Origin of the sequence: Caulobacter sp. RHG1 (assembly GCF_013181195.1) — a bacterium.
Taxonomy (GTDB): domain Bacteria; phylum Pseudomonadota; class Alphaproteobacteria; order Caulobacterales; family Caulobacteraceae; genus Caulobacter.
Genome location: NZ_SMZP01000002.1, coordinates 449,858 through 471,333 on the forward strand (window position 1 = coordinate 449,858; position 21,476 = coordinate 471,333).

The 21,476-nt window shown below is 65.5% G+C and carries 22 protein-coding genes; 9 read left to right on the top strand and 13 right to left on the bottom strand.

What is annotated here, in order from left to right; all coding sequences use genetic code 11:
* Window position 1: 1 nt before the first annotated feature.
* The 3 genes from E1H18_RS05835 to trbB form a co-directional block, all read right to left on the bottom strand.
* Window positions 2-268, bottom strand: coding sequence for a VirB3 family type IV secretion system protein (locus E1H18_RS05835; RefSeq protein WP_172264630.1), 267 nt, complete (start codon window positions 266-268; stop codon window positions 2-4).
* Window positions 268-573, bottom strand: a complete 306-nt coding sequence (locus E1H18_RS05840; protein ID WP_172265694.1) for a TrbC/VirB2 family protein — start codon at window positions 571-573, stop codon at window positions 268-270. Before E1H18_RS05840 ends, E1H18_RS05835 begins: the two co-directional genes overlap by 1 nt.
* Before the next feature lie 143 nt (window positions 574-716).
* Window positions 717-1,625 carry a P-type conjugative transfer ATPase TrbB gene (gene trbB / locus E1H18_RS05845; protein ID WP_172265691.1) on the bottom strand — a complete coding sequence of 303 codons (909 nt, stop codon included), beginning with the start codon at window positions 1,623-1,625 and terminating at the stop codon, window positions 717-719.
* Window positions 1,626-2,280: 655 nt separating this feature from the next.
* On the opposite strand from trbB, the gene E1H18_RS05850 reads away from it, so the two are divergent.
* The 9 genes from E1H18_RS05850 (at window position 2,281) to E1H18_RS05890 (ending at window position 10,509) form a co-directional block, all read left to right on the top strand.
* Window positions 2,281-4,446 (top strand): TonB-dependent receptor, encoded by a 2,166-nt coding sequence (locus E1H18_RS05850; protein ID WP_206679028.1) that lies wholly within the window; start codon window positions 2,281-2,283, stop codon window positions 4,444-4,446.
* A gap of 12 nt (window positions 4,447-4,458) precedes the next feature.
* Entirely contained in the window at window positions 4,459-4,833 is a 375-nt protein-coding gene (locus E1H18_RS05855; protein ID WP_172264633.1) for a DUF6152 family protein, read from the top strand.
* Window positions 4,820-5,581, top strand: coding sequence for a hypothetical protein (locus E1H18_RS05860; RefSeq protein ID WP_172264636.1), 762 nt, complete (start codon window positions 4,820-4,822; stop codon window positions 5,579-5,581). The genes E1H18_RS05855 and E1H18_RS05860 overlap by 14 nt, the downstream gene beginning before the upstream one ends.
* A 4-nt stretch (window positions 5,582-5,585) precedes the next feature.
* Window positions 5,586-5,918, top strand: coding sequence for a hypothetical protein (locus tag E1H18_RS05865; RefSeq protein ID WP_172264639.1), 333 nt, complete (start codon window positions 5,586-5,588; stop codon window positions 5,916-5,918).
* On the top strand, window positions 5,915-7,450 hold the full coding sequence (locus E1H18_RS05870) for a PepSY domain-containing protein (RefSeq protein ID WP_172264641.1): 1,536 nt from the start codon (window positions 5,915-5,917) through the stop codon (window positions 7,448-7,450). The genes E1H18_RS05865 and E1H18_RS05870 overlap by 4 nt, the downstream gene beginning before the upstream one ends.
* Complete coding sequence (locus tag E1H18_RS05875; RefSeq protein ID WP_172264644.1) at window positions 7,447-7,770, top strand: DUF3325 domain-containing protein; 324 nt, start codon at window positions 7,447-7,449, stop codon at window positions 7,768-7,770. The genes E1H18_RS05870 and E1H18_RS05875 overlap by 4 nt, the downstream gene beginning before the upstream one ends.
* Before the next feature lie 42 nt (window positions 7,771-7,812).
* A complete protein-coding gene (locus tag E1H18_RS05880; RefSeq protein WP_172264647.1) occupies window positions 7,813-8,322 on the top strand; it encodes a DUF6644 family protein in 510 nt (169 codons plus the stop codon).
* A gap of 4 nt (window positions 8,323-8,326) precedes the next feature.
* The gene (locus tag E1H18_RS05885) at window positions 8,327-8,842 is read left to right on the top strand and encodes a DUF6644 family protein (RefSeq protein WP_172264650.1); all 516 of its coding nucleotides are present in this window, start codon (window positions 8,327-8,329) and stop codon (window positions 8,840-8,842) included.
* 128 nt (window positions 8,843-8,970) lie between these two features.
* Entirely contained in the window at window positions 8,971-10,509 is a 1,539-nt protein-coding gene (locus E1H18_RS05890) for a hypothetical protein (RefSeq protein ID WP_172264653.1), read from the top strand.
* 7 nt (window positions 10,510-10,516) lie between these two features.
* Here E1H18_RS05890 and E1H18_RS05895 read toward each other — a convergent pair whose 3' ends face one another.
* The 10 genes from E1H18_RS05895 to E1H18_RS05940 all read right to left on the bottom strand — a co-directional run bounded on the left by E1H18_RS05895 (window position 10,517) and on the right by E1H18_RS05940 (window position 21,458).
* Window positions 10,517-13,507 (bottom strand): TrlF family AAA-like ATPase, encoded by a 2,991-nt coding sequence (locus E1H18_RS05895; RefSeq protein ID WP_194247883.1) that lies wholly within the window; start codon window positions 13,505-13,507, stop codon window positions 10,517-10,519.
* A gap of 160 nt (window positions 13,508-13,667) precedes the next feature.
* Window positions 13,668-14,081, bottom strand: coding sequence for a CopG family transcriptional regulator (locus E1H18_RS05900; RefSeq protein ID WP_172264656.1), 414 nt, complete (start codon window positions 14,079-14,081; stop codon window positions 13,668-13,670).
* A complete protein-coding gene (locus E1H18_RS05905) occupies window positions 14,078-16,033 on the bottom strand; it encodes a conjugal transfer protein TraG (RefSeq protein WP_172264659.1) in 1,956 nt (651 codons plus the stop codon). The genes E1H18_RS05900 and E1H18_RS05905 overlap by 4 nt, the downstream gene beginning before the upstream one ends.
* Window positions 16,034-16,048: 15 nt before the next feature.
* Complete coding sequence (locus tag E1H18_RS05910) at window positions 16,049-17,761, bottom strand: DUF3363 domain-containing protein (protein ID WP_172264662.1); 1,713 nt, start codon at window positions 17,759-17,761, stop codon at window positions 16,049-16,051.
* 228 nt (window positions 17,762-17,989) lie between these two features.
* Entirely contained in the window at window positions 17,990-18,598 is a 609-nt protein-coding gene (locus tag E1H18_RS05915) for a lytic transglycosylase domain-containing protein (protein ID WP_370526438.1), read from the bottom strand.
* Between the two features lie 221 nt (window positions 18,599-18,819).
* On the bottom strand, window positions 18,820-19,326 hold the full coding sequence (locus tag E1H18_RS05920; RefSeq protein ID WP_206679029.1) for a S26 family signal peptidase: 507 nt from the start codon (window positions 19,324-19,326) through the stop codon (window positions 18,820-18,822).
* Window positions 19,323-19,781 carry a DUF2840 domain-containing protein gene (locus E1H18_RS05925; RefSeq protein ID WP_172264664.1) on the bottom strand — a complete coding sequence of 153 codons (459 nt, stop codon included), beginning with the start codon at window positions 19,779-19,781 and terminating at the stop codon, window positions 19,323-19,325. Before E1H18_RS05925 ends, E1H18_RS05920 begins: the two co-directional genes overlap by 4 nt.
* On the bottom strand, window positions 19,778-20,080 hold the full coding sequence (locus tag E1H18_RS05930; RefSeq protein WP_172264667.1) for an AlpA family transcriptional regulator: 303 nt from the start codon (window positions 20,078-20,080) through the stop codon (window positions 19,778-19,780). Before E1H18_RS05930 ends, E1H18_RS05925 begins: the two co-directional genes overlap by 4 nt.
* A 110-nt stretch (window positions 20,081-20,190) precedes the next feature.
* The gene (locus E1H18_RS05935; protein ID WP_172264670.1) at window positions 20,191-20,943 is read right to left on the bottom strand and encodes a DUF2285 domain-containing protein; all 753 of its coding nucleotides are present in this window, start codon (window positions 20,941-20,943) and stop codon (window positions 20,191-20,193) included.
* A gap of 170 nt (window positions 20,944-21,113) precedes the next feature.
* Window positions 21,114-21,458, bottom strand: a complete 345-nt coding sequence (locus tag E1H18_RS05940; RefSeq protein WP_172264673.1) for a helix-turn-helix domain-containing protein — start codon at window positions 21,456-21,458, stop codon at window positions 21,114-21,116.
* Window positions 21,459-21,476 lie beyond the last annotated feature (18 nt).

Below are 21,476 nucleotides of genomic sequence, written 5' to 3' on the forward strand. Positions count from 1 at the left end.
GCTAGACCTCCAGGTGGCTGGGCAGGCGCACATGACGGCGGCCGACCTCGAAGATCTGCGGGTCACGGCGCGCAGCCCAAACCGCCAGGCCATGGCCGACCAGCCAGACCAGCAGTCCCACCGCCCAGAGCCGAAGGCCCAGGCCCAGGGCCGCGGCCAGGGTGCCGTTGACCAGGGCGATCGCGCGCGGAGCGCCGGCCAGCAGCATCGGTTCGGTCAGCGCCCGATGGACGGGCGCGGCGAACCCCGTCGCGCGATCGCCGGCCATCAGACCATCGCTCCGCCGCCGAACGAGAAGAACGACAGGAAGAAGGAGCTGGCCGCGAAGGCGATCGACAGGCCGAAGACGATCTGGATCAGCTTGCGCGAACCGCCGGAGGTCTCGCCGAAGGCCAGGGTCAGGCCCGTGACGATGATGACGATCACCGCGATGATCTTGGCGACCGGGCCCTCGATCGACTCCAGGATCTGCTGGAGCGGCTCTTCCCACGGCATGCCCGAACCGGCGGCCTGGGCCTGGGCGCTGGCCAGGACCAGGCCGAGGCTGAGGCCGGCCAGAAGCCAGGGCTTCAGACGCGGAAGACGCTCGCGCAGGCGCCAGGGCGAAGGGGAAGCGGGGGACGGAAGGCCGGGCGCATAGGCGCGCGGCAGGGCAAGGCTCGTGGACACGAGGCCATCTCCTTGAACTGGATAGGGGTTGGGGGGCTCTTAGGGTCTCAGGCGGAGCTGAGCTGGTAGGCGCCGTCGGGCGCCTGGCCCTCCAGGCGGACAAGGTCGGTCAAGCGTCGCGCTCGCCCGCGTCCGGCGAGCACGGCGATGACATCAATGGTCTCGGCGATCAGGGCGCGGGGCACGACGGCCACCACTTCCTGGATCAGCTGTTCCAGGCGCAGCAGCGCGCCCACGGCCGAGCCAGCGTGCAGGGTGCCGACCCCGCCGGGGTGCCCCGTGCCCCAGGCCTTGATCAGATCCAGGGCCTCGGGGCCGCGCACCTCGCCGATGATGATCCGGTCTGGCCGCAGGCGCAGGGCGGAGCGGACCAGGTCGGTCAGGCTGACGACACTGTCGCAGGTGCTCATCGCCACCTGGTTCTGGGCCGCGCACTTCAGCTCCGGCACATCTTCGGCGACGATCACCCGATCGCCGGTCCGGGCCATCTCCGCCAGCAGGGCGTTGACCAGGGTGGTCTTGCCGCTCGACGTGGGGCCGGCGACCAGGATGTTGGCCCGATCGCGCACGGCGTCGGCCAGCACCTGGCCTTGGCGTTCCGTCATGACCCCGTCGCGGACATAGTCGCCGAGGCTGAAGACGAGGCTGGCGGGCTTGCGCAGGGCGAAGGTCGGCGCCGCCACCACGGGCGGCATCCAGCCTTCGAACCGCTCGCCGGTCCCGGGCAGTTTGGCCGACAGACGTGGTCGACCGGCATGGACCTCGGCGGCCACATGGTGGGCCACCAGTCGCAAGATCCGTTCAGCGTCTGCGGCCGAAACGCTCAGGCCCGCATCGGCGAGCCCCGTGTCGAACCGGTCGATCCACACGCGCCCGTCAGGATTGAGCATGACCTCGGCCACGCCCGGGTCTTCGAGCCGCGCCAGGAGCAGCGGCCCAAGGGCGGTGCGCAGCATCTGGCGGCTGCGCTCACGTCCGGCTTCGGTTTCGGAAAGGTCCACGGCGGGTCCCCGTTGCTTACGGGGATGAGTAAAGGGACCCGAAAATCACCGATCTCAACAGTCAAATCGGCGCGTCGTACCCTGGCGTACAAAGACAGGGAAACGGCGGAACCCCGCACACACGAGCGGTCGGGCATCGCGTATCAAAACAAAAATGATACCCTACCGGCCTATCCTATTGCATTGCGGGCCGGCCCATGGTTCCTGCCCTGGCCTTCTCGCGACGCCCTGCGCGTACGACGCGCGGCCCCGCCTCGGCGTTGACGCCGGCTTGCGATCGAAAGCCACCCCATAGTCGTTCAGACTCGGATTCCGACTATATTCTAAGTATTCCGCGCATATTCGTTTATGATTTTGCGTCGCAGATTGATCTAATGAGTCAATCAGAATGACAAATTTCCCATCAATGCTCGCATCGGCTGCACTCTTCACAGAACGATGCGCTCAATAACTTCCAGTCAAATCCGCATCGCGACGCCATCCTCTTCATATCGACCCAGAACACCTGAATCATGGGTGAGAAATTCTCGATGGGATAATCCCCACCACGGAAATAGGGATTTCACCCAGCGAGCCACGGGGGCCTCGCCCAGTCGCTATGGACGCCTTGATGACCCAGCTTCGCCACACCCTGCCGCTATTGACGGCCCTGCTGGCGAGCGTCGCCACCGGCGCCCTGGCTCAAGAGGCGACGCCCTCGACCGCCCTGGATCAGGTGGTGGTCACGGCCACCGCCCGCCCGGAGACGCGGGGCCGGGTGGCCGGCACCATCCAGGTCATCGATGAGCAGGCCATCGCCCGCTCGCCCGCCAAGTCGCTGACCGAGCTTTTCGCTGAGAACAGCGTCGCCTTCCTGAGCGAATGGTCTCCGTCCCAAACCTCGATCAATCTGCGCGGCGGCGCCAGTGACGGTCAGGGCCGCGACTATCTGGGCGAGGTCCTGGTCCTGCTCAACGGCCGCCGCGCCGGCACCGCCAACCTGTCCAAGCTGTCAGCGGCCGACATCTCGCGGGTTGAAATCGTCCGCGGCCCAGCGTCGGTGCTTTACGGCAGCCAGAACATTGGCGGCGTCGTCAACGTGATCCTGAAGGACGGACGAGGTGCTCCGGGCGGTTCGGCGATCCTCGAGGCCGGGTCGGCGGGACTGCTCAAGGGCGTGATTTCCTACAGCGGCGATCTGGGGCCCTTCGACTTCTATGTCGGGATCAACGCGGCCAAGAAGGACGACTATTCGACCGGCCGAGGCGGCGGCGGGACCCTGGCCAACACCGCTTGGAAACGGCGCGGCGCCACGGCCGCGCTTGGCTGGGACATCACACCCCTGCACCGCGTGGCGCTCGAGGCGCGCACCGACGGGGTCTATGACGCCGGGTTTCGCGGCTCGGGGTCCAACATCTATTCGTTCGACGATCGCGACAACCGCTCGCTCGACCTGACCTATGACGGCAAGACCGCCGACGGTCGCTTCACCTGGAGCGCCCATGGCTATGTCGTGGCCGATGTGGACGAGCTTTGGCAGGCCTCGCCGATCATCAAGAACGGCACCTTACCCGCGCCAGGCACGGCGCATGACAACAACCTGCGTCACCAATGGGTCAGCGGCTACCAGATCCGGCCGACCGCGCGGCTGTGGAGCGGCAATACCCTGGTGCTGGGCCTGGACGGCGAGCGCGCGGTTCTGCGCTCGACCCGGTGGCGCGAGGGCGTGCCCGGCACGACGCTGGCGCAGATCCCGCCCTCGGACAACAACCAGACCGACAAGAGCCGCGCCTACTATGTCGAGGACAGCCAGGACTTCTTCGACGGGCGAGTGACGGTGCGCGGCGGCGGTCGCTGGACCGAAGGCAAGATGAGCTTCGACCCGACGCCAAACCTGGCCCTGCAAAGAGCCCGGACCGTCGACTACGACGCAACCACCTGGTCCCTGGGCGCCACCTGGCGTCCCATCGATGGCCTGGCCTTGCGGGCTGGGGCCTCCACCGGCTTCCGCGTCCCGTCGGCGACGCAGCTGGGCGCGGACTTCACATCGCTCGGCGGCGGACGGGTGTTCGGCAATCCCAATCTGCGGCCGCAAACCAGCAAGCAGTACGAGATCGGCGCCCTGTGGTCGCGCCCGACCTTTACGCTCGACGCGGCCCTGTTCCAGAACACCATCCGCGACCGTATCATCACGGTTCTGCGCCCCGACAACACCAACACCAGCGACTACGCAAACAATCCGGGCGACGTCCTCGTCCGCGGCCTGGAGGTGCAATCCAACACCGACCTGGGGACGCTGCTGCTGGGGGCCAGCGACTGGGGCCTGAAGCTGCGGGCCGGCGGCTACTACAACTTCGACATGGCCGACAAGGGCGCGGCCGCCACCCTGAACACCAACAATGTCCAGCGCATGTACCGCTATGAGGGCTCTTTCGACGCGCGCGTGGAGCACACACTGTTTGGCCGCCGCGCGGGCGCGGACCTGGTGGCCATCCTCCGTGGGCCGGTCTTCTACGATACCGAGGAAAACCTGCTGATCCCGCAGGGCGAGCCCCGGTCCAACTGGGTGCACCGCAAGAGCCCGTTCGTGGTGCTGAACCTCACCGGCGACATCGAACTGACCGAGCGGGTCAATCTCTCGGCCACGGTGACCAACCTCCTGAACCGCAACTACAGCACCCTGTTCATCGCCGAGGATTCCGATCCGCGCATCGCAGACCCTCGGTTCCAGAACGGCGGACGCGGCACCTCCAACCCCGGCCGCGAGTTCGTCGCGCGCCTCAGCGTCAAGTTCTAGGGGAGCCGACGCATGCGCTTTCGATCCTTGCTGATCCTCGCCTCGGCCGGCGTCCTGTCGGCCGGCGCCGCCTTGGCTCACCATTCCACCGCGATGTTCGACCGCAAGAAGGTCGTGACCATCGTGGGGGTCGTGACCGAGTACCAGTGGACCAATCCGCACGTCTTCATCGAGCTGGACGTGCCGGAAGGCGGCGCCAAGGCCCACTACAGCATCGAGGCTGGCGACCTGCGGACCATGACCAATTTCGGCTGGAAGGCGCGCACGCTCAAGCCTGGCGACCGGGTGACCCTGACGATCAATCCGCTGCGCTCGGGCGCCAAGGGCGGGTTGCTGTCGAGCGGAACGCTCAGCGATGGAAGGACGCTGCGCTATGAAGTGGGCTGATCGCGCTTCGTGGCCTTGGCCCGTCCTGGCCACGATCGCCGCCTTGATGGTCTCCCAGACGGCGGCCGCCGCGCCGGTCGACCTGACCGGCGTTTGGCTTCGCCCGCCGCAGAAGGGCGACAACGCCCGGCCCGACCGGATCAATTCGCCAATCCCGAAGCCACCCTTGCAGCCGCAGGCCGCCGCCGAGTACGCGGCCACGCGGGCCAAGCGCCAGGCGGCCGAAGCGGCCGGCACCCCGATCGCCACCGAGAAGGCGGTTTGCCTGCCCGACGGCATGCCCGCCGTATTGGGCACCACGCTTCCGCTGCAGATCGTTCAGACGCCCGACGAGATCCTCATGGTGTTCGAGGTCAACACTCAGGTGCGTCACATCTATCTGAACGCGACCAGCCATCCGGCCGACGAGGACCTGGAGTTCACCTTCTTCGGCGACTCGATCGGGCGCTGGGAGGCCGACACTCTGGTCGTCGACACGGTGGGCGTGCGCAAGCCGACCCTATTGTTCGAAGGCGCGCCACACGGTGATCGACTGCGCATCTCCGAACGCTATCGCCTGCGCGAGCCCGACTTGCTGGAAGTCACCGTGACCCTGACCGATCCCGACGTGCTGGACGGTCCTTGGACCGTCACGCGCCTGTTCGCCAAGCAGAGCGGGATGCGGTTGCGCGAGTACATTTGCCTGGAGAACCAGCGCACCTATGCCGACGACAAGGGTCAGCTCGGCACGATCCTGAAATCGAACTAGGCCGATGAGCACCAAGGTTTCAGCCACCGCCGCCCCGGCCCGGGCCAAGGTGTCGGCGGGCCCCTCGCCCGCCGACATTGCGCTGCGGGTGCTGGTCGCCATCCTGGTCGGTTACGGCCTCAGCTACGGCTTGACCGCGGCGGCTGCGGCGCTGCTCGTGCGCGGCGCGGGCCTTTCGCGCGTGGACGCGGCCCTGGTGTCGACCAACCTGGCGCTGCTGGCCTACCCGACCCTGTTCATCGCCGCCTTCGCCGTGCGTCGCATTGCGATCCTGGCCCTGGCGGCCACGCTCGCGTCGCTCGCGCTCGGAGCCCTGGGCTGGAGCCTGCGACTATGAGGAAGACCTTCACCCTCAGCATGTCGTGGCTGCACACCTGGGCCGGCCTCGTGCTGGGGTGGATCCTGTTTGGCGTGCTTTTGACGGGCTCGATCGCCGTCTTCCACAGCGAGATCACCTATTGGGCCAGCCCCGAGGTGCGAGGCGGCCTGCACCCCTCCCCCACCCGCAGCCTGCTGGTCGGCCAGGCCTTCCTGGAGCGTCAGGTGCCAAATTCGCGGATGTGGCGCATTGAGTTGCCCAGCGGCCGCTCGCCGGCCCTCAAGGTCAGTTGGCGCAACGACAAGGGCGCCACGACCGTGCGTCAGCTGGATCCGGAAACCGGCGCGGCGATCGCGCGCGAAACAGACGCCGGCGGCTTCTTCCTCGACTACCACTACATGCTCAACATCGACCGTACGAAGAACATGGCCGGCTTCCTGCTGGTCGGTCTGGCGGGCGTGGGCATGCTGGTCGCGTCGATCAGCGGCATCGTCGTCCACAAGCGGATCTTCAAGGACTTCTTCCTGTTCCGCCCACGTGGCTCGGGACAGCGGGCATGGCTTGATGGCCACAACCTGCTGGCGGTGTTGCCGCTGCCGTTCCACATCATGATGGCCTACACCGGCCTGGTGATCCTCTACTGGGTCTACATCCCCGCGGCCGTTCACGTACTCTACCAGGGCAAGACCGAGCCGTTCCGGCGCGAAGCGATCGCGCTGGAGTATCGCGACTTCAAGACGCCGGCGGGCGGACCCGCGCCGCTGCGGCCTCTCCCCGACCTTCTCAAGCGCGCCGAGGACCAGCTTGGCGTCGGTAAGATCGCCTACGTCTATGTCCGCGACCCCGGCCGAAGCAACGCGACCTTCGAGGCCTATCGCTCGCGCGAAGACTACGTCACCCAACAGGTGCAGCAGGTCGCCCTATCGGCGGTGACCGGCGCGACCCTGAGGGTGCGCCAGGACTCCCCCGCCGCCAGGACCCAGTCCTTCATCGCCGCCCTGCACTTCATCGAGTGGGGCGGCCCGATCGTCCGCTGGTTCTATTTCCTGGCTGGGCTGGCCAGCACCGGCATGGTGGCCAGCGGTCTTATCGTCTTCGTGCGCAAGCGCGCCGAGCGCCGCCAGGTCCCCGCGTGGCTTCCATGGGTGGATAGGATCAATGTCGCGGCCATGGCTGGGATCACCTTGGCGTGCATCGCCTTCCTCTGGGCCGAGCGCCTGACGCCGGCCGCCTGGCCCCACCGGATCGACGGCCCCGTGATGGCCTTCTTCTGGACGTGGGCGGCCGCGGCCATCCACGCCGCCGTTCGCCCGCCCGCCCGCGCCTGGACCGAGCAACTGGGCCTGACCGCCGCCCTCTGCATCGGCGCGCCTCTTCTCAATGGCTTGGGCTGGCGCAACCTCGTCACCCTCGACACCGTGCGGCTGGGCATGGACCTGACGCTGGTGGCCAGCGGGATCTGCCTGCTGGCCATCGCCTGGGCCGTGTCCAAGGCCGGCGGCGAAAAGCCCGCGAAATCGGCGAAGTCTGCAAAGGCCGCCGGACGATGAGGCTGATCCTGTCGCTTTATCTGTCGTACGCCGGCGCGCTGCTGATCGCCCTGTCTCAGGCGCGCCATCATCAGGCCGCGTTCAATACGGCCGCAACGCCCCTGCGGATCCGCCGCCTGCGGTGGGCGGGCGCCACCGCCCTGACCATCGCGCCGCTCCCGTGGATAGCCCTGCAAGGGATCGATATCGGCCTAGTCACCTGGGCGTTCTGCGGGCTGCCGATCGCGGGCCTCCTGGCTGTGCTGGTCCTGACCTACGCCCCCCGGCGCGCCGCCCAATCGGTGCTTGCCCGTCCGCCCAAGGAGCAGACCCATGCCTAGGCAGCGCAAGGCTGAAGGCTTGGCCGGCCAGAGATCGCGTCCATGCTGACCCCCATCCTTTCCGCCGCGCGCGCGCTGGCCGACACGCCGCTGAGCCTGGCGTTTCAGGAAGCGCTCTGGCTCGTGCCGGCGACGCAATGCCTCCACATCCTGGCTGTGGGCCTCCTAGTCGGCTCGGCGCTGATGCTGAACCTTCGCATCCTGGGCGAGGCAGGCGCATCCCAGACGCTGTTGGCGACCAGCCAGCGTTTCACGCCCTGGATCTGGATCACCGCGGCGGTCGCTCTGGCGACGGGGCTGGTGATGGTGATCGCCGAGCCCGTGCGCGACCTGGTCAATCTGGTGTTCTGGAGCAAGATGGCCGCCGTGCTCGTGGGCCTTGGCGCGACCCTGGCCCTGCAGCGGCTCATCCGTCGCCACGGCGAAAAGCTCGATCGAGCCGGCGCGCCCCGGATGCTGCTGCGCGCGGCGGCCGTGGCCGTAACGGGGCTGTGGGCTGGCGTCGTCGTCCTGGGCCGCCTGATCGCCTACGCCCAACTCAAGCTCGGTTAGCGCCATGCCCGATCATTTCGTGAACTGGCTGCAGGGCCTGCCCTGGTCGCTCTACATGCAGGAGTCGCTTTGGGCCTTCCCGGTGCTTGAGGCGGTCCACGTTCTGGCCGTGGCGGTCTTGTTCGGCTCGATCGCGGTGGTGGACATCCGACTGTTGGGGCTGGCTTCCACTCGGGCGCCGCTGACGGAGCTTTCCAAGGACGCCTTGAAGTGGACCTGGGGGGCCTTCGTCGTCGCAGCGGCGAGCGGCGTGGCGATGCTGATCCCGCGCCTGAGCGACTATCTGGCCACGCCATCCCTGTGGCTGAAGTTTTGCTTCATCGCGATCGCCGGGATTAACATGGCCATCTTCGAAGGCGTGGTCTTTCGCGATGTCGCCGCCTGGGATCGAGGGCCGCCGCCGCGTGCGGCCAGAGCCGCGGGCCTGATCTCTCTCGTCTGCTGGACGTTGGTCATCGTCTTCGGCCGCTGGATCGGCTTCACGGTGGGACATGGCGAGGTGTTCGGCGGCGGCTTCTAACCCTCTCACGCTGACCGCGCTCTCCGCCGAATTGAGGTTTCCACTCGACCCGGGAGATCGCAACTGCCGCTCGCGAAGCTTCACCCAACGTGCGAACGTCGAGGAGTCGGAGCCTTAGAGGCAGCGTCTTGAGCAAGTTGAAGGCTATCAGGGCCAAGAACCGCCTTCACGGCGATCTGGCGCTAGCCGATGATGAAGCCTTCTGCCGCCTGATCTGGGCGACACGCGAGTTGCAGACGCGGGCTGGCGACGCGCACCGAAAAGTCTTCCTAGCCCCGCCAGAAGCCCACACGACCGAGCTCAACAAGGGACAGTATATCTTTCCTTGGCTGCTTGAGACCTTGGTCAACGAGTTGATGACCACTCCAAAGCGACGCCCCCGTGCTGGTCAGCAGCCAGTCCTCCTAAATTGCGGTCGGTGGGCCACCATTGCGAGAATGGCCAATCGGTTGCGTCGATGGGAGGACTTGGAGGATGGCCTTGAACTTACCCCGGAAAACATCCTTCGCGCCGTCGATCGCATCACCCACCAGCAGTTTCACTGGCAACACGGGGACCTGAATCTCTCATCCTTCTATCGATCGGCTCGCCTCTACGGCGGGGATCACGCGGCCGCGCATCTGCGTGATCGCGGCCTGTCGCTGAACGCCCTGTCGGCCACCGGCATGGCGGTCTGGGGCGCCCTTGAGCGTTCACCCTACGTGGATTTCACGCTGGATTTGTCGCCGCTGGGCATTTCGCGGCAACAGCAAGAGAACGCGATGGCGGCAATTTGTGCGCCTCTGTCCTCGATGCGAAGCCAGGCGCGCAGTCTACGCGCCGGCCGCCGGCATCCGGCGTACGCGCCGAGCGTGCTTCGCGCCAAGCCCGGCATTCGAGGCATGTTGGACGGCTCCAAAGTCCTCGTGCCGTTGCCGGAGTTGGTGTTGGCGCGCACCACTGCGGGCGTATACTACGACGTCATTGGCGGCGGAGCCGAGGTTCGGAATGAAATCGGCGCCAGGTTCGAGACCTACGCCTCCGATTTGCTGTCATCGACAATTCAAAGCCTCACCTTCTCGGGCGAATACAGATATCGAAGGCGCAAAAATCACATCGACTCCCCCGACCTTCTCGCCAGGCACGGGGGAAGCTTGGTTTGCGTCGTAGAGTGCAAGGCGACCAAGATGTCGTTCGACAGTAAGTTCACCTTGAACCCACTGGATGATGGCAACCGCGGCTTTGACGAAATCGCCAAGGGCGTTTTTCAGATCTGGAGATACTTTGCCCATTCGCGGGAAGGCGATACCGCTGACACCGCTATTGACGACAACGCCATCGGTGTCGTGTTGACTTTGGACTCATGGGTCCAAGTGTCCTTCACGACGAAGGAAAAAATCCTGTCTAGGGCGCGGCAGATGGTTCTCGAACGGGCCCCTGAAATCGCAGAGAGCGATATGAAGCCGATCGCGATCTACTCAGTGGAAAATCTTGAAAACCTCGTTCTGAACCAGCCCGACGAAATCATCCTCGACCAGTTGCGACGGGCCTGTCGAGACAAGCCTATCCCAGATGAGGCTGAGCCCGATTTGACCCTGACCGCGATCGAAAAACCTTACCCCTTCAAGGACAAGCTAGGGCTGGTCCTACCCTGGTGGGACATCCTGAGCCAGGGCCGGGAGCCGTGATCGGGAGTTAGCGCTCCAGCCTGACGCGCAGTCGCCTGGCGCGTTCCTGAAATGCCGTCTCTCCTCCCTCGAGAATATCGCAGACGTGCCGGCGCATCTCCGCGTTTTCAAGTCCACCAGACAGGTAGCGGATTGGCGGCAGCTCACCAGGAGTGTGAGCACCAGCGCGCGCGACGATAATCTGATCGGCGTCGGTGTTGACCACCAGGTTAGCGTTATGGGTGACCATGATCACCTGACGCTTCACCTTGGCTTCAATGAAGAGCTGCACCAGCTCGTCATAGATCGACTTTGGATCAAGGTTCTCCTCGGGCTGATCGATAATCAACGGACGGTCATCGGCGTCATCGAGCGCGAGGTAGAGCAGCAGAAGCACGATCCCGCGCGTGCCGGGCGACAGCTTACGGATGTCCACGCCTTCGTAGTCGATGCTGTAGCTCAGCTGAATGTGCGCGGTGCCGTAAAGCCATTTGGCAAACCGACGCAGCCAAGCGCGATAGTCCGCCTGCTGGGATTTTGGCGCGTCGGACAGATCTAGTAATTCAGCCTGATGCGCCTGCCGAAAGCCTAGCATCGCTGAGGCCACCGCAGCCGGGTCTCCGGTTTCCCACGCTTCTTTGAGAAGGGCTTCAGCCCAAGCCTCAAGCGTTCCAACGCCCTTGAACGGGCCTGCGCGCCGCTTGTCGAACAGCCCCTCCCCCTCCTTAGCCCAACGCTGCACATCGGCGGCACGGGTGACCGAAAATGACAGCTTCTTGAGTGTGCCCGATGCGGCGCCGAGACGATCCATCAGAGGGCGGTAAAGCTCTTGAAGAACTTGTTCCTCGCCGACGATCGCATTGAAAATCCGAGAATAGGCCGCTTCACGATCGATCTGCAGCTGCACAATGCGCTCGTCTGCGGCCTCACAGTCGGCGAGCGACGTACGAAGCCGAGCTAAGGCGGCGTTTTCGTCACCGATCTTGGCGGTCATTTGCCGAAGACGTGTCGCCGTATCGGTATCGATGTTGATCAGCCGCTGGATCCGCCCGACCTCGGCCTCCAACAATCCCAAGGAGCTCTGCTTCAGGTCAGCGTCCTCAGCGAGGTAGGATTCCTGAACGTCGGCCTTCGGTTGCTGCGCCTGGCCGCGCCATAGACCAACCTGCTTGTCCGCGTGCGCCAGTTTCTCCAGCAGAGTGATGTCGACATCCCCTAGATAGGTCTGCTTGAAAGCATCCCACTGTTCATCCCCTAGCTTAGCGCCAGCGAAGGTCTGTTTGGCCGTTCGGAGAGCCATTGGAGACCGGTTGGTTCGGAAATCGGATACGTCGTTTTGAAGCGACCTCAATGTTTGAGCTTCGAGGGACCAGAGACGAATCTGAGTGCGAACATGGTCGGCGGCCTCGGCCAAAGTGTTTAACCGCGCCACCCGCTCGGCGCCGCCTGTTGAAACCAGCGCGTCCCGGCCCTTGATGTAGCCCGCGATCAACTGCTCTTTCTGAGTGATCTGAGATTTGAATCCGGCGACCTGGGACTGCTTCTCACGTTCGATGCCGATCTGGTCGGAGAGAGCGGCGATCGCCTCTTCATCCCGCACACGGCTGTCACTGAGCACCGTTGTGCGAAGGTCCCGAAGTTCCGCGAAATCCGTCGTACCGTCGCGCTCCAGCGGCGAATGAGCCTCGAAGATCACCCGCTCGATCTCGCTGATCAGATCGTCTCTAAGGCCATCGGCCGAACACAGCTCTTCGACGAATTTCTGAGAGAGATAGCGTGCGCGCGGGTACAATGAGGGATCCGCGTCTTTGTCGATTAGGGACCGGGTCGATGGCTCGCCGGTTTCCCACACAAGTCGAACCCCCGCGCCTGTCAGATGCTCGCGCGCCCTGACGAGAAACGACGCGTTGCTCAGGCGGTCTGAAGTGGCGTCGCAACCTGCCGCGATCGCATCGGCAAGGGCCGTCTTTCCAGATCCGCGAGCGCCGATAACCGCTACGAGGCCTGGGTTAAGGGGAAGGTTCGGGGTCGTGGCCCAAGCCGCGCCGGTTACCTCCACGCGAGAGATCACCCGCGCGGGAGTGGCGCGGAAAGGCGGCTGCGCCCCCACATATGCGCGCCCCGCCGGATCGATACAGGCCTGACGTAACGCGTCGAATTCCAGCCCGCCTTTCACCCAGGAGTAGCGCTCGCCAAAGGGCTTGCCGACACTTGCGGTGTCATGCGCGTCACTGCCGTGCAGGCAAGGCTTGCAGCCGTCGTAACGCTCGCGCAGTTGCTCCGCGCTCATGCCTGGCTTTCGACCTAGCCAAAAATCCCGCTGACCTGGACTGCTGGCGAAGATGACATGGGCGAACTTCTCGATCTCCTGGCGGAGGGTGGCGTCGGCGGCCTCGCGGATCCCCGATGTCCCATCGGTTTCCGCGCCCGCGACGGCGACTAGAATGTTGGCCTTAGCCCAATCGCTGCGGGCGAACTCCTCGCGCAGCTTTCCGAAATTGACTTTGAACTGCGAAGCCCCGTGCCGGAATGCGGCCTGGTCGTCCACGATCTCCGGTTTAGATTTTCGACCCAGCTTGATCAGGTCCGCCCGCGTGCAAGACAGATGATCGCCGTGCGCCTCGAAGCGCAGTCGGCCTAGGAATCGCTCAATCTCCTGAACATGATCAGGATCCTCGGGACTGACGAGCAAATGGAGGTTGGTCCAGCGCTCCTTGACCGTGGCGACATCCAAGCGCAGCTCTACGTTCGGAAAGACGAGACCCACATCGGGCAATCGCCCATCTCGGCGCTGGGCATCCACCACGCGCTGATAGGTTTCGACGCCATAGTAGTCTGTGACGGCGACGGCTCGAATAACCGGTGTCGCTGTCTCCAGGGCGGTGAGGTAGTCCGCCCAGGCGTCGGGGCCTTTGAACTGGTCATTGAATAGCGTTCCTGGAGCATGGATGTGCGGCTCCCATCGACGCCAAAGCGAGCCAGCATCGGTCTGATCGGGCGCCCGTTCGATCGTACTCAATGGTCTTACCCCGTCGGTCGAAAGTCTCGTGCAGGACGGTAAAGCTACACCGCTCGCCCCGGTAGCAAAGATCTTAGATCACCAGTTTGAGGAGCCCAGCACAAACAGGTCGATTGGTGCTGCGCAACTGCGAAGCCGCCCGGGTTCTCGATGACCATGTCTATCCGGCATCAGCCTCGGCTTCGCTGAGCACTTCAGTTCGCAGCAGCCGCCCCGACGAAAGTCGTCGCGACAGCGCTTCAAGGAACCCGGCGTATCGCTCCTGCCCCTTGATGTTCTGAGCCCGCTGATCGCCTGACGCCAGGCTTGGCGTCGCCGTCAACCAGGCCTTCACGAACAGTGCGACGGCCTCGTTGGAGATGGTGACATCTCGCGCCAGCCGCTCCATCTCGCGGGTCATTCGATCGAGACGACGACTGACCGCGGCCTCGGCCGCCTCATCCCCATCAGGCGACAGGTAAGAGGCCAAGGCCGCTTGAGTGATCTCGGATTTCGACCGCTTCATCCGCCGCGCCGCGGCGTCAAGCGCCAGCGACAGGTCGCGCGACAGGAAGACCTTCGTCTGAACCTTCATAGCGGGATGCCGTCATCTGGATCCATCGCCGCGATCCGAGCCGCGGCGCGGAACCGGCGCGACTGCTCAGCCTGGATGGTGTCGTCGACATCGAGGTCCTGATCGACGTCCGGTCCAGCTGGCTCGCTCGCAGGTACCTCCTTCACCGGCGCATCCAGTTCAGGTTCAATCTTGAGCCCGCCCTCATCGGTCTCGGTCGCAACGCGACGCCGCGCCTCATCCTCGGCGACCACGACCGAGACCCAGTCCGAAAGCGAAGTTGGCAGCAGTATTGCCGGCTCCTGCGGCGGCTTGCCGACACGAGACTGCAACTCGCGATCCAGGTAATAGCGCACCTTCGTGGCCCGGATGGGCGCGACCCCGGACACCTGCACGATCGCCTCGTCCGCCGACAGCTGCATCACCTCGCCAGGCGTGAGCAGGGGTCGCGCCGTTTCCTGACGGCTGACCATCAAGTGACCAAGCCAGGGTGACAGTCGATGGCCGGCGTAGTTTTTCATCGCCCGCATCTCGGTGGCGGTGCCAAGGCTGTCGCTGATCCGTCGCGCCGTGCGCTCGTCGTTTGTCGAGAACGCGACCCGAACGTGGCAGTTATCGAGGATGGAATTGTTCTCGCCGTACGCCTTGGCGATCTGGTTCAGGCTTTGAGCGATCAGGAAGGCCTTGATGCGGTACCCGGCCATGAACGCCATCGCCTGCTCAAAGAAATCGAGCCGTCCGAGCGCCGGAAACTCGTCGAGCATCAGCAGCAGCTGAGGCCGATGCCGGGCCGACTCCAGCCCCTCGGTAAGACGTCGACCGATCTGATTGAGGATCAGACGGATAAGCGGCCGCGTCCGACTGATATCCGAGGGCGGCACCACCAGGTAGAGCGTGACGGGCCGTCCCGGGGCGACGAGGTCGTCGATCCGCCAATCGCACCGGGAGGTCACGGCCGAAGCGATCGGATCTCGATAGAGACCCAGGAAGCTCATCGCGGTGCTGAGGACCCCTGATCTTTCGTTCTCGCTTTTGTTCAGCAGCTCTCGCGCTGCGCTGGCGACGACGGGGTGGACCCGGTCGCCAAGATGCGGGGTCGCCATCATCGCCCGCAGGGTCGCCTCAATGGTGCGCTTGGGGTCGGCGAGAAAGTTGGCGACGCCAGCCAGGGTCTTGTCCGGCTCGGCATAGAGGACGTGGAGAATGGCTCCGACCAAGAGGCTGTGGCTGGTCTTGTCCCAATGGCTGCGTCGCTCCAGGGCGCCATCGGGGTCGACCAGGATGTCGGCGATATTCTGAACATCGCGAACTTCGGTGGGGCCGCGCCGGACTTCCAGCAGGGGGTTGTAGGCGCTGGATTTTGGGTTGGTCGGGTCGAACAGCAGGACCGCTCCGACCTTGGCCCGACAGGCCGCGGTCAGCTCCCAGTTCTCGCCCTTGATATCGTGCACAACGGCAGAGCCGGGCCAGGTCAAAAGTGTCGGGACGACTAGGCCCACACCCTTGCCCGAGCGCGTCGGGGCAAAGCACAGGATATGCTCGGGACCATCATGGCGTAGGTAGTGCTGGCCAAGGCGCCCCAGGACCACACCGTCCTGACCGAGCAGGTTCGCCGCCCTCGCCTCACCTTCCGTCGCCCACCGCGCTGAGCCGTAGGTCGTGACTTTCTTGGCTTCGCGGGCGCGCCAGATCGACATGCCGATGGCGACGAAGACAGCGGCCATCGTTCCGCCAGCCGCCATGAACGCGCCGCGCGCGAACACATCGGGGGCATAGGCGTCGAAGACGAACCACCAAAAGAAGAAGGCCGGTGGCGGATAGACGGGCCATGTCCCGAGGTAAAACCACGGTGGTCCAAGCTGCGGTTGAAACCCCAACCGCCACGCTGTCCACTCCGTCGCCAGCCACACGCCAGCAATGGCCAGAAGGCCGACGACCAGGATCTGGCCCCAGAGAATTTTCGTTCCACTCATGGAGATGGCTCACATTCAAAGCCCTCTCCCCCGCTTGCGACCGAGCGCCCAGTCGACCCCTCCGCCCGGGGTCATCGTTCCCTTCACCTCCTGCCCGAGGCGGTCTTCCAAGGCCCTGGTCCAGGGCACGAGCTGGAAGCCAAGTCCGTCGTCGATCATGGCGAACCGACCCGACGCCAAGTCGAACCGGCGCTGGTAGACGCCCTGGACGCCGTCGCCGATTTTGGCGTCGTTGAGGGTCGCGCCCGTCTCGGTTCGGATGTTCGCGGCGATGCGTTCCAGCTCCTGCGACCGAAGCGTCCCGAGCAGCCCCGCCCGGGGTCGCCCGAGCCGGTCGGCTAGCCCCAGCCGCTGCAGGTGCGCGCGCCGCGCATCCAACGCGACGCGGACCTCCTGTCCGAAGCCATGGCCAGCCAGCGACGCCGGGTCCTTGACGACCAGTTGGCGGTCCAGCCAGGTGGCGCCCGAGGCGGTCACCTGCTTTTCGATGGTCAGGTCGGCGCGATGCGCCAGCTCCAAGGAGGGCTTTTCTCCCTCGATGACACGCTGGCGGATTTCGACGATGCCGCCGATGGGCGTGTCACCCGCCGCGCCGAGATCGCGCAAGCGGACGTGGTACAGCCGGCCGTCCACAGCATCGACGACGACATAGGCCTGCCCGGTCAGTTCGTCATGCAACCCACGATCGGCAAGCCGACCCAGCAAAGGCGCCTCCAGGCGCTCGCCGCGGATCTGCAAGTCTGTCGCGTCACGCTCGCCGCGCCAGGCGCGATGGAGGGTCTTGATGATGTCGCCGCGCTCTCCAAGGGCGCGAAGCCTCGCCTCGATGTCGTCGTCTAGCCGCCATTGTCCGCCATGCTCCGAGGCCAGGCCGAGTTTTTGCAGAAAGCGCGCTCGCCCGATAAGCCTTGGCGGGACAGAATCCACTCCGCCAGGATCGGCGCGCAGGTCGACCAGATCTTCCGCGTTCAAACGATCGCGAAGCTGGCGGTCCAGGCTCGTCCAGCGCTCGGCTTCGACCTCCCTGTCCAGACTTGCGGCCAGCTCGGCCGGCGTCCTGGGTCCCAGCTCGATGGACACCAGCGCTTCGGCGCGCCGGCGCATGCCCTCGCTGATGTAGTCACGGTCTATGACCAGGTCGCGACCATCCTCGCCGACACCCCGGACCAGGACGTGGACATGAGGATGTTCGGTGTTCCAGTGATCGACCGCGACCCAGTCCAGTCGGGTGTTCAGGTCCTTCTCGGCCTGCGCCATCAACTCCCGGGTCGTGGCGCGCAGGTCGGCGAGCGCCGCGCCATCCTCAGGCGAGACAATAAATCGGAAATGGTGCCGGTCATGCTCGCAGCGTTCGGCGAAGGCGCCGTGGTCGGCCGGCCCTTCGCGATCGAACATTTCCGCCGGGGTGCCGTCCCTGGTGACGCCTTCTCGCCGCAAGTACCGCAGGTGCATGGCCAGCGGCGCCGCGCGATAGCGCGCGCCGCCGTGGCGAACGATACGGGCCTTGATGACGACCCTGCGATTGGACGCGAAGGATCGGCGCCCAGCATCCCGTCCTCGGCCCGATCGCCGCACGCGCGCCTCGCCCTTCACATCAAACGCGCCCAGCCCGGTCTTACGCGAAGCCGCCAGCACCTCGTGTACGAAACTGCGGGCGCGCGGCAGGCTTCCAGCACCGCGATCGCCGATCCGGCCCAATCGAAGGAAAAACGCCTCGTCGTCAGACATCGCGGTCAACCCCCGCTAAGGTCCCGGATAACGGGTTGAAAAAGCGGGAAAACTCTTGGACTCCGGGACCTGAGCCGCTTGGCAGGTCCCGGAAATTCTTCAACACCATCAAGGCCATGGACCCAAAGGGTCCCGGCCCTTTTATCTCGCCATCTCTCCCGCCCTGGAAATCGCGCTCCTCAAGGCTCTTCCGCGAGCCCTTCAAACCGGTCGGCGTCCTGAAGTCGATCATGGCGCGACCCGCCCCGTCACACCGACGAACAGCGTTTGGGTCGTCCCCTGGTCTATCCGCTCCTGATCCGAAGCAAACAGTCCGGCCGCGCGCCAATCGATACTGCGCGGCGCATTCCAAGCCGCCGCCCCCTCACCCCAGTCCAGAATCGACCGTTCGACTCGGGCCACATAGATCAGCGTCTCGGCCGGCAATTGCCTGCGCCCATCGCGCGCCTCGGCGTATCGGCCTGGTCCTGCGTTGTAGGCGGCCAGAAAGCCATCCGCACCGAACCGGTCGTAGAGTTCTCGCAGGTAAGCCGCACCCGCCAACACATTGCTGCGTCGATCGAATGGATCCGCGCCCAACCCATGCTCGGCGCTGAGGGCGCGCCAAGTGGCGGGCATCAGCTGCATCAACCCCATCGCGCCCTTGGGCGAGACGGCGCGCGCATCGCCCCCGCTTTCTGCGGCGATCACCGCATAGATCCAGCTGGGCGGCAGTCGAAACCGCGCCGCAGCTTCCTCGACAGCGCTGGGTATGGACATCCCCTCCCGGGCGGACACGGTCGCGCCATGCGACTTTGACAGTGGTGCGAGACAGACCACCGCCGAGACGAGGATCACGGCCCACCCCATCGGCCGTGGGGGAACGAGCTTGTGCGAAGCCCCGCCAGTCTCAAGCGTGCGACCGTGCTCGCCGCCGTCAAGGGAAGCGCGCGAGGCGCGCCGGCCCAGGGGCCGCCCTTGACCGCGGCTGCGCGCGATCGCTGTCTCGACCTTGGCCGGGACGAGGAAAGAAACGCAAAGCGGGCCGAACCAGGAAAGAGGTGGTGTGAAGGCCACGGTCAGCGCCCCCACGTCCAAAGCGGCGTCAGGCGGCCGACGACAGACTGGCGCGGCAAAGGTCCGAAGTAGCGTCCGTCCAGGCTGCGCGGCGCGGTGTTGAGAAGGAAGACCTCTTCGGCGCGCAGGGGGCGGCAGATCGTCGAGGGGTTCAGCAGACGGCCCGCCCGGTCGCGCTTCAGGACCGCGCCGACGTTCCTGCCGTCAATGGTCACCACGTCGTCCTGGATGCAGACGACCTGTCCCTGAACGGCGGCCACGCGCTTGATGAGCGGCACGTTGAGCGGCAGGTAACGGCGTGCGGCCATCCATCGGGCGAGCTGGAGCGGAGGCCGGACAAGCGCCAGATCGCCGACGACCGGTTGGCCGGACCCGAGCCAGTAGAAGCCCAGGGGCGCGCTACTCGTCGCGTTATAGATGAGCCGCTTGTTCGGCGGGGTCGCCAGCGGCGCCAGGATCAGAGCACAGCCGAAGCCGGCCGCCGTCATGAGGTGAAATCGAGCGGTCATCGCGCCAATCTCCGGCGCAGGAGCCAGGCGCGATGGCGTGCGCGCTCATAGGTCCGAGGCGGTAGCCCAACGCCGATCCGGGCGCCGACATGTCGCCAATAGTCGGGTGCTACGTCGCTTGGGACGAAGCCCAGACGCTCGACGGCATCGACGGCGTCCAGCACGGCCTGGACGCGCGCCCAGCCGCTGAGGTTCAGCAGGATCTCCGCGCCCGGAGCGACGAAGGGATAGGTGGTGAAAGCCTCACCGGGCCGGACCGCGCGCAAAATGGCGATACGGGACTCGACCGTTCCGTAATCGCCGCTGCGCCAGCGCACGAACGCAAAGACAGCCCCTGGCGCGAACACGACGACGCGACGGCGCCGATCGACGATGCGTTCGCTCGCGCTACGGCCAAAGCGGATCCAGCGCTCGATCTGTCCGTCGAGCCAGAGAAGATCGACTTGGGTGGTCACCGCCCGTCCTCCTCGTCGCGCGAAGTCGGCGACGCGAAGGCTGGCGCGCTCGCGGCATGGCGCTTGGCCGGCGACACGATCTGGGCGTTGGGATCGCTGGTGGACACGCGCGCGGCGCGCTCAGACCAGGCCTGCAGATCATCGAGCGTGTAGACGACCCGCCCGCCGATCTTGCGGTAGATCGGACCGGTTCCGTAGGAGCGATGCTTCTCCAGGGTCCGGTCGGACAGCCCGAGGAAGCGCGCCGCTTCCGGTGTCCTGAGATGTCGCGGTGGGCCCGCTGCGCCGTTGGCGGTCATGGCGTATCCTCGGCGACGCGCGGATACGGCCGGCGTCGTTCGGATAGGCTGGCGGACGATCGGCGCCTGGGGGGATGACGAAGACCGCCTCCCCTGTTTTCGTCACCCCCTCAGAGGCCGCCGCGAAGGAGCTTCAAATACCCACCCTCCATCAGCGCTTTGCCCGCGCGGGCCAGGCGGATGGTGGTGGCCCGCAAAGACGCCGTCCGCCATGCCTCTTCCGCGATGACGTGCTCGCCGAAAAGGGCCGAGGCGATTGAACGGTAGCTATCGCCGCGAAGCCGTCCGTCCAGCGCTTCAAGACAGCGCGCTAGGCGCAGACGCTGCGCCATCGTCAGCCGCGACTTCGGCGGCGGCCGCCCTCGCGCGGCACGATGCAAGGCTTCGGCCGCGCGTACGCGCAGCCCGAAGTCTGCGTCATAGGCGAGCAAAACAGCCATGGGGCCGGAGCTATCTTCTAAACCGCGAAGCAGCACCTGCAGGCCCGCGGCCAGCCGAATGTGAAGCCCCTCCTCCGAGGACCGGACGCGGCCTGGCGGTAGTTGGAGGACGATCAATCCCCGATCGACGGAATGGCGCGTCAGCGGAACGACAATGCCCGGCGCCACTTCGGGCCGCCAGAACACATCGGCCTCGCCAGCCCCCTGCTCCGGATCGACGGGAAACCTCAGACCCCATCGAAGGTCCACCGTGGCGGGATCGCGCGCGTCACGGCCCGCGAACTCTCTTCGGTAGACGGGATTGCGGCGCAGGAACTCCCACGCGAATTGCGGCACATCCAGCTTGGCGTAAGCGCGCCAGCCGCCGTCGGCGCCTCCGCCGGGCGACTGCCTCGATCCCGTCGGAGATGCGAGCGCGGCCATGAAACCATGGCGCCAGAAGCGCTACCGACGCGCACAGCGTGGCCATGGAAAAGCGTTTTCGCCATAGCTTCGGGCGCTAAAACCGCGCCAACAGGCGCGGCATATCCGTCGATTTACTAGGATTAATCGCGCTTTTTGGGCAGGATCCCCGCGGCAATCCCCGCAGTCGATTAACGCGACTTCTTGATCCGCAAAGCAGCTCCAATCATCTCGTCGACCGCAACAAGCTCCTCAGCGGTTAGCGGCGCGAGCTTGGACACGATGGCGACAAGCGGATCATGATGATCATCCCGAACAGGGTGAACGCCGACGCCGAAGAAGTCGCGGATCTCGACACCAAGCGCACTCGCCAAGCTTGAGAGCGTCTCGAAGGATGGTGCCGCTTCACCGGTCTCAATGCGGGTGACAGCACCGGTTTGTCGGCCAATCCGTTCAGCGAGCTGAGCCTGGGTCAGGCCAGCAAGCTTACGGTGATGCCGCACCAGCGCTCCAACCTGCTCTTCAAGACTTGCCATACACTCCGACCCAAATGC